12 protein-coding genes are annotated in these 14,082 nt (G+C 74.2%); 7 read left to right on the top strand and 5 right to left on the bottom strand.

The genetic code is table 11. The annotated features are described in order from the left end of the window. Positions 1-195: 195 nt before the first annotated feature. Positions 196-519: a TraR/DksA family transcriptional regulator gene (locus ACWCHM_RS12225; protein ID WP_204959844.1), complete on the top strand. Its 324-nt coding sequence runs from the start codon at positions 196-198 to the stop codon at positions 517-519. Positions 520-1,001: 482 nt separating this feature from the next. Here ACWCHM_RS12225 and ACWCHM_RS12220 read toward each other — a convergent pair whose 3' ends face one another. Further along, entirely contained in the window at positions 1,002-1,835 is an 834-nt protein-coding gene (locus ACWCHM_RS12220) for an MmyB family transcriptional regulator (RefSeq protein ID WP_454222485.1), read from the bottom strand. 102 nt (positions 1,836-1,937) lie between these two features. On the opposite strand from ACWCHM_RS12220, the gene ACWCHM_RS12215 reads away from it, so the two are divergent. Both ACWCHM_RS12215 and ACWCHM_RS12210 read left to right on the top strand, forming a co-directional pair. Beyond that, the gene (locus tag ACWCHM_RS12215; protein WP_421488402.1) at positions 1,938-2,816 is read left to right on the top strand and encodes an oxidoreductase; all 879 of its coding nucleotides are present in this window, start codon (positions 1,938-1,940) and stop codon (positions 2,814-2,816) included. A gap of 84 nt (positions 2,817-2,900) precedes the next feature. Beyond that, entirely contained in the window at positions 2,901-3,827 is a 927-nt protein-coding gene (locus ACWCHM_RS12210; protein WP_204959841.1) for a diacylglycerol kinase family protein, read from the top strand. Here ACWCHM_RS12210 and ACWCHM_RS12205 read toward each other — a convergent pair. Next, the gene (locus ACWCHM_RS12205; RefSeq protein WP_281897634.1) at positions 3,790-4,707 is read right to left on the bottom strand and encodes an EamA family transporter; all 918 of its coding nucleotides are present in this window, start codon (positions 4,705-4,707) and stop codon (positions 3,790-3,792) included. The genes ACWCHM_RS12210 and ACWCHM_RS12205 overlap by 38 nt on opposite strands. Then, complete coding sequence (locus ACWCHM_RS12200) at positions 4,704-5,471, bottom strand: HAD family hydrolase (RefSeq protein WP_281897632.1); 768 nt, start codon at positions 5,469-5,471, stop codon at positions 4,704-4,706. Before ACWCHM_RS12200 ends, ACWCHM_RS12205 begins: the two co-directional genes overlap by 4 nt. 85 nt (positions 5,472-5,556) lie before the next feature. Between ACWCHM_RS12200 and ACWCHM_RS12195 the strand changes: the two genes are divergently transcribed. Beyond that, positions 5,557-8,352: a DEAD/DEAH box helicase gene (locus tag ACWCHM_RS12195; protein ID WP_281897630.1), complete on the top strand. Its 2,796-nt coding sequence runs from the start codon at positions 5,557-5,559 to the stop codon at positions 8,350-8,352. A 167-nt stretch (positions 8,353-8,519) separates the two neighbouring features. After that, on the top strand, positions 8,520-9,407 hold the full coding sequence (locus tag ACWCHM_RS12190; RefSeq protein ID WP_204959838.1) for an MHYT domain-containing protein: 888 nt from the start codon (positions 8,520-8,522) through the stop codon (positions 9,405-9,407). A gap of 22 nt (positions 9,408-9,429) precedes the next feature. Here ACWCHM_RS12190 and ACWCHM_RS12185 read toward each other — a convergent pair whose 3' ends face one another. Beyond that, a complete protein-coding gene (locus ACWCHM_RS12185; protein ID WP_204959837.1) occupies positions 9,430-10,350 on the bottom strand; it encodes a 5'-3' exonuclease in 921 nt (306 codons plus the stop codon). 173 nt (positions 10,351-10,523) lie between these two features. Between ACWCHM_RS12185 and ACWCHM_RS12180 the strand changes: the two genes are divergently transcribed. After that, on the top strand, positions 10,524-11,594 hold the full coding sequence (locus ACWCHM_RS12180) for a DUF4037 domain-containing protein (protein WP_454222483.1): 1,071 nt from the start codon (positions 10,524-10,526) through the stop codon (positions 11,592-11,594). A 16-nt stretch (positions 11,595-11,610) separates the two neighbouring features. Here the strand turns inward: ACWCHM_RS12180 and ACWCHM_RS12175 are convergent, their stop codons facing one another. Beyond that, on the bottom strand, positions 11,611-12,747 hold the full coding sequence (locus ACWCHM_RS12175; protein WP_454222482.1) for a glycoside hydrolase family 5 protein: 1,137 nt from the start codon (positions 12,745-12,747) through the stop codon (positions 11,611-11,613). A gap of 187 nt (positions 12,748-12,934) precedes the next feature. On the opposite strand from ACWCHM_RS12175, the gene ACWCHM_RS12170 reads away from it, so the two are divergent. After that, entirely contained in the window at positions 12,935-14,077 is a 1,143-nt protein-coding gene (locus ACWCHM_RS12170; protein WP_204959834.1) for an acyl-CoA dehydrogenase family protein, read from the top strand. Positions 14,078-14,082: the final 5 nt, after the last annotated feature.

Here is a 14,082-nt window from a genome sequence, read left to right as displayed (position 1 = left end):
CCGCATGTTCCCGGCCGTCAGCCCCCGCCCGACCGCCACCGGTTCCCCGGTGGCGGTGGTCGTGGTCGGCCGGGGGCGGCCGAGCCCGATCCCCGCCGGGCGTGGCCCACCCGGAGACCGCGCATTCTCCGCAACGGCCACCAGGGCGAAGCCAGCAGGCTTCGGCCCTTTTTCTTTTTCCGAAGGGACCCGTCCATGAGCACCGATCTGCACGACCAGGCCGACCAGCGCCGGCTGACCATGCTCCGGCAGAGCCTCACCGACCAGTTCGCGTCGCAGACCGCCCGGTTGACCGAGTTGACCGCCGACACCGGCGACCCGGCCGAGGCGCACACCCGGGGCGCGCTGATCGCGGCCACCCGGCAGAGCCTGGACCACCTGGCCGGCGCGCTGCGCAGGATCGCCGAGGGGAGCTACGGGCGCTGCGAACGCTGCCAGGTGGCGATCCCGGCCGAACGGCTGGAGGTGTTGCCGCAGGCCCGCTTCTGCGTCCCCTGCCAGCAGAAGGCCCACGGCTGACCCGTCCGACCCGGACCGGGCGCGGCGGTGGCGTGCGCCACCGCCGGCTCCGGCCGGCGGGGTGGTCGGTCGGTGTGGTGGTCGGCCGGTGTGGGGCTCCTGCGGCGACGGGGAGCAGACGGTGGGCCCGGACCGGCGGGCGGGACCGGTGGGTGGTTCGCGTCCTTTCGAGCTGATGACGTCGACGCATCACCCGCCGCAACGCGTCCACCCGCCGCCGGCGTCCCAACCGTCCGTGCCGGACGACGTCGGCGGACCGGAACTGAGTCGTTGACGTCGTCAGATCGAAAGGACGCGCACCGACCATCCTTGCCCCGTACGTTCCGTCGGTGAGGAATCGCGGAACGAATGGTGACGCCGAGGATGATCTCGGCGTTCCTGTCGTTCGACGCACGTGCGGAGGACCCCGGCCAACGTGGCCGGGGCGGTGGCGGACCGACTGTCCGGCGTGACGTCGCTGACGCCGATCGCCCGGACCCGCCTCACGGCCCGACCGTGTGCACCGCGCCGACCCGCAGGAAATCCAGGCGCTCGGCGGCGGCGCTGCCGGCCGCCGCGGTGTAGACGGTGATCCGCAGGTCGGAGCCGGTGACGCTCAGCACGTCACAGTCCAGCTCCAGCTCACCGACCAGCCGGTGGCGCACCGTCTTGCGGGAACTGACATGCCGTCCGGCCGCACCCGATTGCCACAGGCGCCGGAAGCGCGGGCTGGCCGCGCAGACCTCGGCCACGAGGGCACGCAGCGCCTCGTCCTGCGGATAGGTGGTGACGGCCTGACGCAGGTCGGCGACCAGCGCCCGGTCGATCTCCTCGTCCGGCCCGTGGATGTTCGCCCAGTTCGGGGCAGCGCAGAAGGTCGCCCGGATCACGTTGCGGTCGGCGGGTGGACTGCCCGCCGGGTCACCGTACAGAGCGCTCCACATGGTGTTCCAGGTGATCAGGCTCCAGTCCGCCGCGTAGACCGCCACCGGGTAGTCGGTCATCCGGGTGACCAGCCGCTGGACCCCTGGTGGAATGTGCACCGGCACCACCCGCCCGGTCGGCACCGGCAGCCCGGCGGCCTGGTGCAGAAGGGCGTTCTCTGCCTCGTCGAGGTGCAGCGCGCGGGCCAGCGCGGCCACGACCGGCTGACTGGGCCGCCGTGACCGGCCCTGCTCCAGGCGGACCAGATAGTCGACGCTCACCCCGGCCAGACCGGCCAGTTCCTCACGGCGCAGCCCCTGCGCCCGGCGTCGCCCGTGCCCGGACAGGCCCACGTCGGCGGGGGAACACCGGTCCCGCCACGCCCGCAGAAGACTGCCGAGATCGTTCGTCATGGCCCCATGATGGCCGGGCTCCCGGCGGGTTGCCTGGTAACGCCGTTCCTACCGTAGCGGCGGGCCCTGGCTACCCGACCGGCACCGGACGACCCTCGACGTATGACACCATCTCTCGCCGGACGTACCGTCGTGATCACCGGAGCCAACAGCGGCATCGGCCGCGCCACCGCCCGTACCCTGGCCGCCCGGGGCGCCCGGGTCGTCCTCGCGGTCCGCGACCTGGGCCGGGGCCGTGCCGCCGCCGCCGACCTGCCCGGCGGGGCCGAGGTGCGGCGTCTCGACCTGGCCGACCTGTCCTCGGTCCGCGCGTTCGCGGCGGCCTGGACCGAACCGGTCGACGTGCTGATCAACAACGCGGGAGTGATGATGCCACCGCCGGGTCTGACGGTCGACGGCTTCGAACCGCACTTCGGCATCAACCACCTGGGTCACTTCGCCCTCACCAACCTCCTGCTGCCGCGGATCACCGGCCGGGTCGTCACCGTGTCCGCCGGCGGGCACCAGGCCGGCACCCTGGACCTGGACGATCCGCACTGGAGGAGCCGCCCCTACCGGCCGTTCTCGGCGTATGCCCAGTCCAAGCTCGCCAACCTGCTCTTCACCGCCGAACTCCAGCGTCGCCTCACCGCGTCCGGCTCGGCCGTGCTCGCCACCGCCGCCAACCCCGGCCTGGCCGCCACCAACCTGCTCAGCCACGGCGGCAGCCGGGCGGTCCGCTGGACGAACGCCCTGCTACGCCCGCTGTCCCAGTCCGACGCCGGCGGTGCCCGAACCACCGTGCACGCCGCCACCGCCGACCTGCCCGGCAACAGCTACATCTCACCGAGCGGCGTGACCCAGTCCCGGGGCCGACCCAGGGTCACCACCCCGTCGAAGGCAGCCCGCGACCCCGAACGTGCCCGCCAGCTCTGGATTCTCTCCGAGAACATGACAGCCACCACGTTCCCCCTGCCCCGGTCGCCCCACCTAGCAGCCTAGGATGCCTTAGGGGTAGTGGCCCGGTCCGCACGACCCGTCGAGAGGGGTCGGGGGCCAGCCGACGGGGAGCCTCGAGTCGGTACGGTGCTCGCCGTGACCGCAGACGATCTCCGCACTGCCGGCCCGGTCGCCGTGCTCGCCAACCCCGTCGCCGGCCGGGGCCGGCACCGGGCGTTGCTGCCCCGGGTTCTCGACGGCCTCGCCGCCGCCGGCCGCCCGGTGGAGCTGCTCACCGCGCACGACCCCGCCGGGGCGGAGGAGGCCTGCCGCACGGCGGTCGCCGCCGGGGCGTCCGCGCTGGTCGCGGTCGGTGGCGACGGCACGGTCCACCGTGCCCTGCAGGCCGTCGCCGGTACGGCGGTGCCGTTCGCCCCGGTGCCGGTCGGCACCGGCAACGACTTCGCCGCCGACGCGGGTTTCCCGACCGATCCGCTCGCCGCCGTCGCGGTGATCGCCGCCGCGCTGCGGGCCGGCCGTACCCACCCGGTCGATCTGGCCCGGATGACCGGCGGCGACGGCACCGACCGCTGGTACGGGGCGGTTCTCGCCGCCGGCTTCGACGCGATCGTCAACGAGCGGGCCAACCGGATGCGCTGGCCGCGCGGCCCCCGCCGCTATGACCTGGCGATCCTGGTCGAGTTGGCCCGGTTGCGTCCGCGCCGTTACACGTTGCGCCTCGACGGCGTCGGGCACGAGGTGGACGCGGTCCTGGTGGCGGTGGGCAACGGCTCCCGGTACGGGGGCGGCATGCGGATCTGCCCCGCCGCCGACCTCACCGACGGGCTGCTGGACGTGGTGGTCGGTGGCCGCTTCGACAGGCGCACCCTGATCCGCGTCAAACCGCGCATCTACGCCGGCACCCACGTGACGCATCCGCTGGCGAGCAGCTTCCGGGCCCGCACGGTGGAACTGGCCGCCGAGGGCATCACCACGTACGCCGACGGCGAACGGTCCCTCGACCTGCCGGTGCGGATCAGCGCGGTGCCCCGGGCGGTACGTCTGTTGCGCTGAGCGGCGTATCCGGCCGTGGCGTCGCCCCACCGGCGCGGGGGACGGCGGCCCGGACCGCACCGATGCTGGCGACGACCACCAGGCCGATCGCCAGCACCTCGACCGGGTGCAGGGCCTGACCGAGGATCAGCCAGCCGGCGAGCGCGGCGAGCGCCGGACCGAGGCTCATCAGCACGGCGAACGTCGAGGTGGCCAGCCGGCGCAGCGCCAGCAGCTCCAGGGTGTACGGCAGCACCGAGGCGAGCAGCGCCAGCCCGGCCCCGAGGGCCAGCACCCCCGGGTGCCACAGCCGAGCCCCCGCGTCGGCCAGCCCGAACGGCAGGGTGACCACGGCGGCCAGGGCCAGGGCCAGGGCCAGCCCGTCGGCGCGGGGGAACCGGCCGCCGACCCACGCCGAACAGACGATGTACGCGGCCCACAGCGCGCCCGCCGCGAGCGCGAGGGCGACGCCGACGGGGTCCAGCCGGTCGAAGCCGCCGCGGCCGAGCAGCGCCACCCCGGCCAGCGCGAGACCCGCCCAGCACCAGGCCGTCCAGCGACGGGCGGTCAGCACCGACAGGGTGAGCGGCCCGAGCACCTCCAGGGTCACCGCCGGCCCGAGCGGGATCCGTTCGATGGCCTGGTAGAAGACCGAGTTCATGCCGGCCAGGGCGAGCCCGAACGCGCCGACGGCGAGCCAGTCGGCCCGGCCGTGTCCGCGCAGCCGGGGCCGGCACACCAGGAGCATCAGCACCGCCCCGATGGCCAGTCGCAGGGTGACCGTGCCGGGGACGCCGACCCGGGGGAAGAGCAGCGCGGCGACGGCGGAGCCGAAGTGCACCGACAACGCCCCGCCGAGCACCAGCCCGACCGCCGTCGCCCGGCCGGACGTGCCGGTCACGGGGAGGGCAGGGCCAGGTCGAGCACGGTGCCGAGGCCGCTGGGGCGGCCGGGTCCGGCGGCCGGCAGCACCAGCACCCCGCAGCCGGCGGCGACCGCCCCGGCGTCGGCCGGGGTGTCACCGACCATCAGGGTCCGTTCCGGGTCGACCCGCAGCATCCCGCAGGCGCGCAGGAAGATGCCCGGGTCCGGCTTGCACCGCCCCACCTCGTACGACAGCGCGTACGCGTCGACCAGGTCGGCCAGGCCCCAGGCGGCGAAGAGCGGGCGGATGTCGAAGCCGATGTTGCTGACCACCGCCACCGGGATCCCGGCGTCGCGGAGCGCGGTGAGCACGGGCGCGGTGTCCGGGTAGGGTACCCAGCCCTCCGGGGCCAGCACCCGCTCGTAGAGCGCCTCGGCGAAGCCCTCGATCCCGGCGTCCACCGTCTCGGCCAGCCCGGTGTAGGCGGCCCGGTGGGCATGTTCGTAGAGGTCCCGGTCGGCCCAGAGCTCGGCCAACCGGGGCGGTACCCGGGCCGGCAGCGGGCCGCCGGCCCGGCCGGCGGTGAGCAGCCGGTCGGCAAGCGCGGTGGCCCGCATCCGTTCCAGCTCCACCCCGCATGTCGCGGCGGCGGCGACCACCCAGTCGTGGGCCGGTTCGACCTGGGCGAGGGTGCCGTGGAAGTCGACGAGCACCGCCTGGACGCGATGGCGGGACGCGCCCGCCCGGGTGGCGTGCGTGACGCCGTTCGGGGTCGGGGACGGTTCGGCATGATCCGGCACGTCGTGCACCCTACCGACCCGCCCCGACGCCCGTGCCGGACGGCCTTGGCGGTGGGTGTCGGTGGCACCGATTAATCTTGCTGGCATGTCGAGCCCCGCCGAGCGGTACGCCGAGGCACGTCGCCGGGCTGCCCAGGCCGCCCAGTTCCCGGCCCTGGAAGAGTTCGCCCTCGACCTGGGGTTCGATCTCGACGATTTCCAGCGCGAGGCGTGCCAGTCGCTGGAGCGGGGCAGCGGGGTGCTGGTCTGCGCCCCGACCGGGGCGGGCAAGACGGTGGTCGGCGAGTTCGCGGTGCACCTGGCGCTGCGGGGCACGCCCACGGCGGCGGCCGACGGGTCGTCGACCCCGCCGGCCCGGCGCAAGTGCTTCTACACCACGCCGATCAAGGCGCTGTCCAACCAGAAATACCACGACCTGGTGCAGCGTTACGGTGCCGCGCAGGTGGGGTTGCTCACCGGTGACAACGCGATCAACGGGGACGCCCCGGTGGTGGTGATGACCACCGAGGTGCTGCGCAACATGCTCTACGCCGGGTCGAGCGCCCTGACCGGCCTGGCGTACGTGGTGATGGACGAGGTGCACTACCTGGCCGACCGGTTCCGGGGCGGGGTCTGGGAAGAGGTGATCATCCACCTGCCCTCCTCGGTGACCCTGGTGTCGCTGTCGGCGACGGTCTCCAACGCCGAGGAGTTCGCCGACTGGCTGGTCACCGTGCGCGGTGAGACGGCGGTGGTGGTCAGCGAGCACCGGCCGGTGCCGCTGTGGCAGCACATGCTGGTCGGCAGGCGGATGTTCGACCTGTTCCACGACGCCGACGCGGCCCGCAAGCACGACGTGCACCCGGAACTGCTGCGCTACACCCGGGAGCAGACCCGCCGGCTGGAACTGGGGGAGGGGCGCAGCACGGGCCCCGGCGGCGGTCGGCGGGGGCCGCGCTGGCGGGGGCCGTTGCGTCCGGACATCGTCGACCGGCTCGACCGGGAGGGGCTGCTCCCGGCGATTCTGTTCATCTTCAGCCGGGCCGGCTGCGCCGCCGCCGTGCAGCAGTGCCTGGCGGCCGGTCTGCGGCTGACCTCGGTGGAGGAACGCGCCGAGATCCGTCGGGTGGTGGAGTCCCGGGTCACCGCCATCCCCGGCGAGGACCTCAGCGTGCTGGGTTACTGGGAGTGGCTCGACGGGTTGGAGCGTGGCCTGGCCGCCCACCACGCCGGGATGTTGCCGGTGTTCAAGGAGGTCGTCGAGGAGTTGTTCGTCCGGGGGCTGGTCAAGGCGGTCTTCGCCACCGAGACCCTGGCCTTGGGGATCAACATGCCGGCCCGGTGCGTGGTGCTGGAGCGGCTGGTCAAGTTCAACGGCGAGGCCCACGTCGATCTCACCCCGGGGGAGTACACGCAGCTGACCGGGCGGGCCGGTCGACGGGGTATCGACGTCGAGGGGCACGCGGTGGTGGTGTGGTCACCCGAGACCGACCCTCGGCACGTGGCGGGCCTGGCCTCCACCCGTACCTATCCGTTGCGGTCGAGCTTCCGTCCGTCGTACAACATGGCGGTCAACCTGGTCGGCAGCGTGGGGGCGGAGCCGGCGCGGGCGCTGCTGGAGTCGTCGTTCGCCCAGTTCCAGGCGGACCGGTCGGTGGTCGGGCTGGCCCGTCAGGTGCAGCGCAACACCGAGACCATCGACGCGTACGGCGCGGAGGCGGCCTGCCATCAGGGTGATTTCGACGAGTACTTCGCGCTGCGGGTGGCCATCGCCGACCGGGAGCGGGCGATCGCCAGGCAGGGGCAGACCCAGCGTAAGGCCGCCGCGGTGGCGGCGTTGGAGCGGTTGCGGGTCGGTGACGTGATCCGGGTGCCGTCGGGGCGGCGGGCCGGGCTCGCGGTCGTCCTCGATCCGGCGACCGGGGGGTTCGGTGAGCCCCGGCCGCTGGTGCTGACCCAGGACCGCTGGGCGGGTCGGGTCAGTCCCGGCGACTTCACCACCCCGGCCGAGGTGCTGGCCCGGATCCGGGTGCCCAAGCACTTCAACCACCGGTCGCCTGCCGCCCGGCGGGATCTGGCCGCCGAGGTCAGCGGCACCGGGCTGGATCGGCACGGTGGCCGGCGGGGTGGCCGGTCCCGGCAGGCCGTCGGTGAGGACCACCGGCTCAGCCAGCTCCGCACCGAGTTGCGGCGGCATCCCTGTCACGCCTGCCCGGAGCGGGAGGACCACGCCCGGTGGGCGGAGCGGCGACGGCGGTTGGAGAAGGACACCGACGAGTTGCGGCAGCGGGTGTCGGGGCGGACGGGCTCGTTGGCCCGGACCTTCGACCGGATCGTCGCCCTGCTGACGGCCCGGGGTTACCTGTCGGCCGACGGTGGGGTGACCGACGCCGGTCGGATGCTCGGCCGGATCTGGACGGAGGCCGACCTGCTGGTCGCCGAGTGTCTGCGGCGGGGTGTCTGGGACGGCCTGTCCCCGGCGGAGCTGGCCGCCGCCGTGTCGGTGGTGGTGTTCGAGGCCCGGCGGGACGTCGACGAGCGGGCGTCGCTGCCGCGTGGGCCGGTCGCCGACGCGGTCGACGAGACGCTCACGTTGTGGGGCGAGATCGAGGCCGACGAGGCGCAGCGGGGCCTGACCGCGACCCGGGAGCCGGATCTCGGGTTCGCCTGGCCGATCTACCGGTGGGCACGGGGGGAGACCCTGGCCAAGGTGCTCGCCAGTGGCCACCAGTTCGACGGCGAGATGCCGGCGGGGGATTTCGTCCGCTGGGCCCGGCAGGTCGCCGACCTGCTCGGTCAACTATCCGACTCCGGCGGGGCGTCGACGGAGCTGCGGGCGACCGCCCGGCAGGCGATCGCCGCCGTGAACCGGGGCGTACTGGCCCATTACACCTCCGCCTGATCATCACTTTCGGTCACCGTTGGGGGGTGAACCGACGCATCGCACGGTCACCGTGACGACACCCCCCGGATTGCCGAGGGGGCACTGTTGCGCCTGCTCGGAGCCTCCCCGATCATTGCTCCGGCGCGGTCGCCTACGCGCCGGTAACGAGTGGGGGGAAGACCGCCGTGGCGGAGATCAATCACTTTGAGTACGGGTGGATAACACCGGCGCTGAGTTACGCGCTGTCGGTGCTCGGTTCGTTCCTCGGTCTGGTGTGTGCCGGGCGGATCCGTACCGCCACCGGTTCCGGTCAGCGCTTCTGGTGGGGCCTGCTGGCCGCCTGGGCGATCGGTGGCACCGCGATCTGGGCGATGCACTTCATGGCCATGCTCGGGTTCGCGGTCACCGGCACCCGCATCCGGTACGACGTGCCGCTGACCGCCGCGAGCACGGTGATCGCCGTCACCGCCGTCGGGATCGGCCTGGCCATCGTCGGTACTGGCCGGCTCGGCGCGGCGAAGGTCCTCGGCGGTGGCCTGTTCACCGGGATCGGCGTCGCGGCCATGCACTACACCGGGATGGCCGCGATGCGGCTCAACGGTGACCTGAACTACGACGCCACCCGGGTCGGGCTGTCGGTGGCCATCGCCATCGTCGCGGCCACCGTGGCGCTGTGGCTGGCGATGACCGTCCGCCGGGGCCTGGCGATCGCCGGTTCCGCCCTGGTGATGGGGGTGGCGGTCAACGGTATGCACTTCACCGGGATGAGCGCGCTGTCGGTGCACCTGCACGGGCAGCGCGGCGAGGTGACCGGCGCGGGGGTGAGCACCCTGCTGGTGCCGATCGTCCTCGCGGTGATCTTCGTGGTGGTGGGGTTGGTCTACGCGCTGCTTGCCGCGCCCACCGACGACGACCGGGCCGCCGCCGCCTACCTGCAGGCCCGGCAGGTAGGCGCGCCGGTCGTCGAACCGCAGGCGGCCCCGGACCCGGTGGGCCTGCGCGCCCGGTCGACCACTCTGGGCCGGCCGGGCACCCCGTTCCCGTCCCGCCGGGACGCCCCGCCGCCCCGCTGACCGGGGTCGGGGTGCCGGGGTCTCAGGGCCGCGCGGCGAGGGCGTCGACGAGTCGCCGGCACGAGCCGGCCAGGTTCCACCGCTTCGCCAGCTCCAACAGCCGGTCGGGGTCGGCGGGGGCCGCCGGCAGCGCGGTCGGCAGCGCCGGCAGCGGGACGTCGGTGGCGACCCGGACCACCTTCGGGGCGACCGCCAGATAGTCGCGGGCACCGTCGAGCTTGGCGCGCAGCCCCGGGGCGAACCCGGAGCCGGGGTCGTCGAGCGCGGCGAGGATGCCGGGCAGGCCACCGTAGCGGTCGATCAGCCGGGCGGCCGTCTTCTCGCCCACCCCGGGCACCCCGGGCAGCCCGTCGCTCGGGTCACCGCGCAGGGCGGCGAAGTCGGCGTACCGGTCGGCGGGGACGCCGTAGCGGGCCCGGACGGCGGCGTCGTCGCAGTCGTCGAGCTTGGCCACCCCGCGACCGATGTAGAGCAGCCGGACCCGGCGGTCGTCGTCGACGAGTTGGAACAGGTCCCGGTCGCCGGAGACCACCTCGACCGGGCCGGGCTGGGTGACCGACAGGGTGCCCAGCACGTCGTCGGCCTCGTAGCCGGTCGCGCCGACGGCGGTGATGCCGATCGCGGCCAACACGTCGAGGATCACCGGCACCTGCGGGGAGAGGGTGTCCGGCACCTCCTCGCCGCCCTCGGCTGCGACCCGGTGTGCCTTGTACGACGGCAGCAGCTCCACCCGCCAGGCGGGCCGCCAGTCGTGGTCGAGCGCGCAGACCATCCGGTCGGGCCGGCGGGTGCGGACCAGTTGGGCGAGCATGTCGAGGAACCCGCGCACCGCGTTGACCGGCTGGCCGTCGTCGGTCCGTGCCGCCGACTCGGGCACCCCGAAGTAGGCCCGGAAGTAGAGGCTGGGGGCGTCGATCAGCAGGATCGGCTGTTGGTCTGCCACGCCGACAGCCTGGCACACCCCACCGACGAGATGGGGGACGCCCACCGGCCGTACCGGCCACGGCAGCGGCGCGGTGCCCGGGACCGTGCCGCTGCCGTCCGGCGGCCACCCGGTGGTCGTGCCGTCGGGAAACCGGGGTGACGGCCCGGTGCCCGCCGGGTGAGACTGCGGGCATGGACTTCGTGCCCGGTCTGGTGCTGTGCCGGCGTTTCCACGACGAGGTCGTCGGACCGCTGCTGGCACAGCGTCTGCCGGGCCTGCGGTACTCCGCCGGGCTGCTCGACGGCGGTTCGGAGCTGCTGGGTCGGGACACCGAGCGTTCCACCGACCACGACTGGGGGCCCCGCGCGCAGGTCTTCCTGGCCGACGCGGCCGAGGTGGGGTCGGTGCGGGCGGCGCTGGCCGACCTGCCGTCGCGCTTCCTGGGCCGGCCGACCCGGTTCCTCAGCTGGCCGACCGCCCGGCTGGGGGTGCCGGACGTCGCCGGGGACCGCAGCGGGGTGCAGGTGTTCCCCTGGCGGGACTGGCTTCGGGACCGGTTGGGGTTCGACCCGGCAGTCGCGGTCACCACCGTCGACTGGCTGACCCTGCCGACCCAGCGGCTGGCCGAGGTGACCGGCGGGGCGGTGTTCCACGACGGCCTGCCCGGCGGCGCGGTCGGCGCGGTCCGGGCCGCCCTGGCCTGGTATCCGGACGACGTGTGGCGGCACGTGCTGGCCGCCGGATGGACCCGGGTGGGGCAGGCCGAGCACCTGGTCGGCCGGTGCGCCGAGGTGGGTGACGCGCTGGGCAGCCGGCTGGTGGCCGCCCGGGTGGCCCGGGACCTGATGCGGCTGGGGCTGCTGGCCCGTCGGCGTTGGCCGCCGTACGACAAGTGGCTCGGCAGCGTGTTCGCCGCGCTGCCGGACGCCGGCCCGGTGGTGGCGGCGCTGGCGGACGCGCTCGGGCCGGGTGACTGGCCGCACCGGCAGGTGGGGCTGGTGCGGGCGCTGGAGACGGTCGCCGGGTGGACCAACGACACCGGGCTGGCCGGGCCGGTCGACGTCGCGGCCCGGCCCTTCCACGGGCGGCCCTTCCTGGTGCTGGACGCGCCGCGCCTGGCCACCGCGCTGCGGGCCGCGATCGTCGACCCGGCGCTGCGGGACCGGCCGCTGGTCGGCGCGGTGGACCAGTACGTCGACAGCGTGGACGTGCTGACCCACGCCGAGCGGGTCCGCCGGGTCGGCGTCGCCGTCACCGGCTGACGGACCCGGCGGTCGGTCAGCCCCGCAGCCGGGTGCGGATGAACTGCCCGGACTCGGTCAGCACGGCGGTGCCGGTGAAGTCGGTGCCGGCGCAGGTGCCTCGCCGGAACACCGAGTTGCTCTCCGGACCGTCGGAGTAGCTCCACATCGAGTAGCTGATCTTCAGGCGTTGCAGCAGGTCCAGCCAGGTGGTGGCGCTGTCCAGGTCGTTGGGGCCGTCACCGGTGAAGGTCTGGGTGCCGAACTCGCTGACGAACAGCGGCAGGCTCCGGGCGGCCCGGGCCACCGTGTCGCGTTGCAGGTCCCGGTGGGACGCGGCATAGAAGTGGAAGGTGTACATGATGTTCCCGGCGTCGACCGGGTCGTCGGTCACCTCGGTCTCGTCGGCGCCCTCGGACACGCCGAGGGAGGAGAAGCCCCGGGTGCCGACCAGCACCACGCTGTCCGGGTCGGCGGCCCGGATCACCGGGATGACCTGCTCGGCGTAGCTCTTGATGGTGGCCCAGTCGACCCCGTTGGGCTCGTTGGCGATCTCCCAGAGCACGTTGGTCCGGCCGGCGTGCCGGGTGGCGACGTCGGCGAAGAACGACCGGGCGCGGTCCAGGTTGACCAGCGGGTCGCCGGGGGTCAGGACGTGGAAGTCGACCACCACGTAGAGGCCGAGCGCGCTGGCGGTCTCCACCGCCTCGTCGACCCGGCTGGTGAAGCCGGCCGGGTCGGTCTCGAACCCGCCCTCCTGGACGTACATCGCCACCCGGACGAAGTCGGCACGCCAGTCGGTGCGCAGCGCGGCCAGCGAGTCGGGGTTGAGGCAGTCCGGGAAGAACTGGAGGCCGTGACTGCTCATCCCGCGTAACTGGACCGGCTCGCCGGCCGCGTCGCACAGGTGCACCCCGCACACCCGCAGCCGGCCGTGCCGGTCCACAGGTGACCCGGCGGGCGCGGCGGCCGGTTGTCCGGCGGCGGGTTCGCGGGTGGCCGGTGCCGGGTCGGGCGTCCCGCTGCCGGCGGGGCTGGTGGGCGTCGGGCTGGTGGCGGCCGGTGGCGCGGCGTCGGTGTCGGCGTTGGCGGTGGGGACGGTCAGGGCCGCCCAGCCGGCGACGAGCGCGGCGAGGGCCACCCCCGTCGAGGTCAGTGCTGCGCGTCGGTGCATGGGAACTCCGGTCGGGCTCGTCGGGACCGGGGAAGGCGTCAGGTGGTACGTGGCCGTGGCGGGCGCGGTTCACCGCGGCGGCGGCCCCCGCCGGACTGGGCCCCGACCCGAACGACCGTTAAGCTGGCGGGGTGACGCCCGGCGGACGGCGGGCGGCGGCTCACCCACCTCTGGAGCTCATCGCGCTATGACTGTCGACCGCATCCTTCCCACCGACGAGGCCCACGACCTGCTCGACCTCGCCACCGAACTGGCCGACCGGGAACTCGCGCCCCGGGCCGCCGGTTTCGAGGAGCGGGCCGAGTTCCCCCGGGAGGTGCTGCGCACCCTGGGCCGGGCCGGCCTGCTGGGCCTGCCGTATGCCGAGGAGCACGGCGGCGCGGCCCAGCCGTACGAGGTCTACCTGCAGGTGCTGGAGGTCCTCGCCGGTCGGTGGTTGGCGGTCGCCGAGGCGGTCAGCGTGCACACCCTGTCCTGCTATCCGCTTGCCGCGTTCGGCACCGACGCCCAACGTAAGCTGCTGCCGGAGCTGGTGGGTGGGGAACTGCTCGGGGCGTACTGCCTGTCGGAGCCGCAGGGCGGCTCGGACGCCGCCGGGTTGACCACCCGGGCTGTCCGCGACGGCGACGACTACCGGGTCACCGGGGTCAAGGCGTGGATCACGCACGCGCAGGTGGCGGACTTCTACAACGTGTTCTGCCGCACCGGAGGGCCGGGCCCGAAGGGCATCTCCTGCCTGCTGGCCGACCGGGGCACGGCGGGCATCGTGCCGCAGGCGGCCGAGCGGACGATGGGGCTGCGCTCGTCGCCGGTGGCGCAGATCGCCTTCGACGACGCCCGGGTGCCGGCCGAGCGGCTGATCGGCGGGGAGGGCGCGGGCTTCACCATCGCGATGTCCGCACTGGACTCGGGGCGGCTGGGCATCGCCGCCTGCGCGGTCGGTCTGGCCCAGGCGGCGTTGGACTACGCCGTCGGCTACGCCCGGCAGCGGCAGCAGTTCGGTCGGGCCATCGTCGACTTCCAGGGGGTGGGTTTCCTGCTGGCCGACGCGGCCACCCAGATCTCCGCCGCGCGGGCGTTGACCCTGGCGGCGGCCCGGTTGCGCGACGCCGGCCGGCCGTACTCGATCGAGGCGGCCAAGGCGAAGCTGTTCGCCACCGACGTGGCGATGCGGGTGACCACCGACGCGGTGCAGGTGCTCGGTGGGGCGGGTTACGTGGCCGATCACCCGGTCGAGCGGTACATGCGGGAGGCGAAGGTGCTCCAGATCGTCGAGGGCACCAACCAGATCCAGCGGCTGGTGATCTCGCGGGCGCTGGCGAGGGACTAGCCTGT

The sequence above is a fragment of the Micromonospora sp. SCSIO 07396 genome (assembly GCF_053667945.1).
Note: the sequence above shows the minus strand (reverse complement) of the source record. Positions and strands in the feature narration are given on the sequence as shown.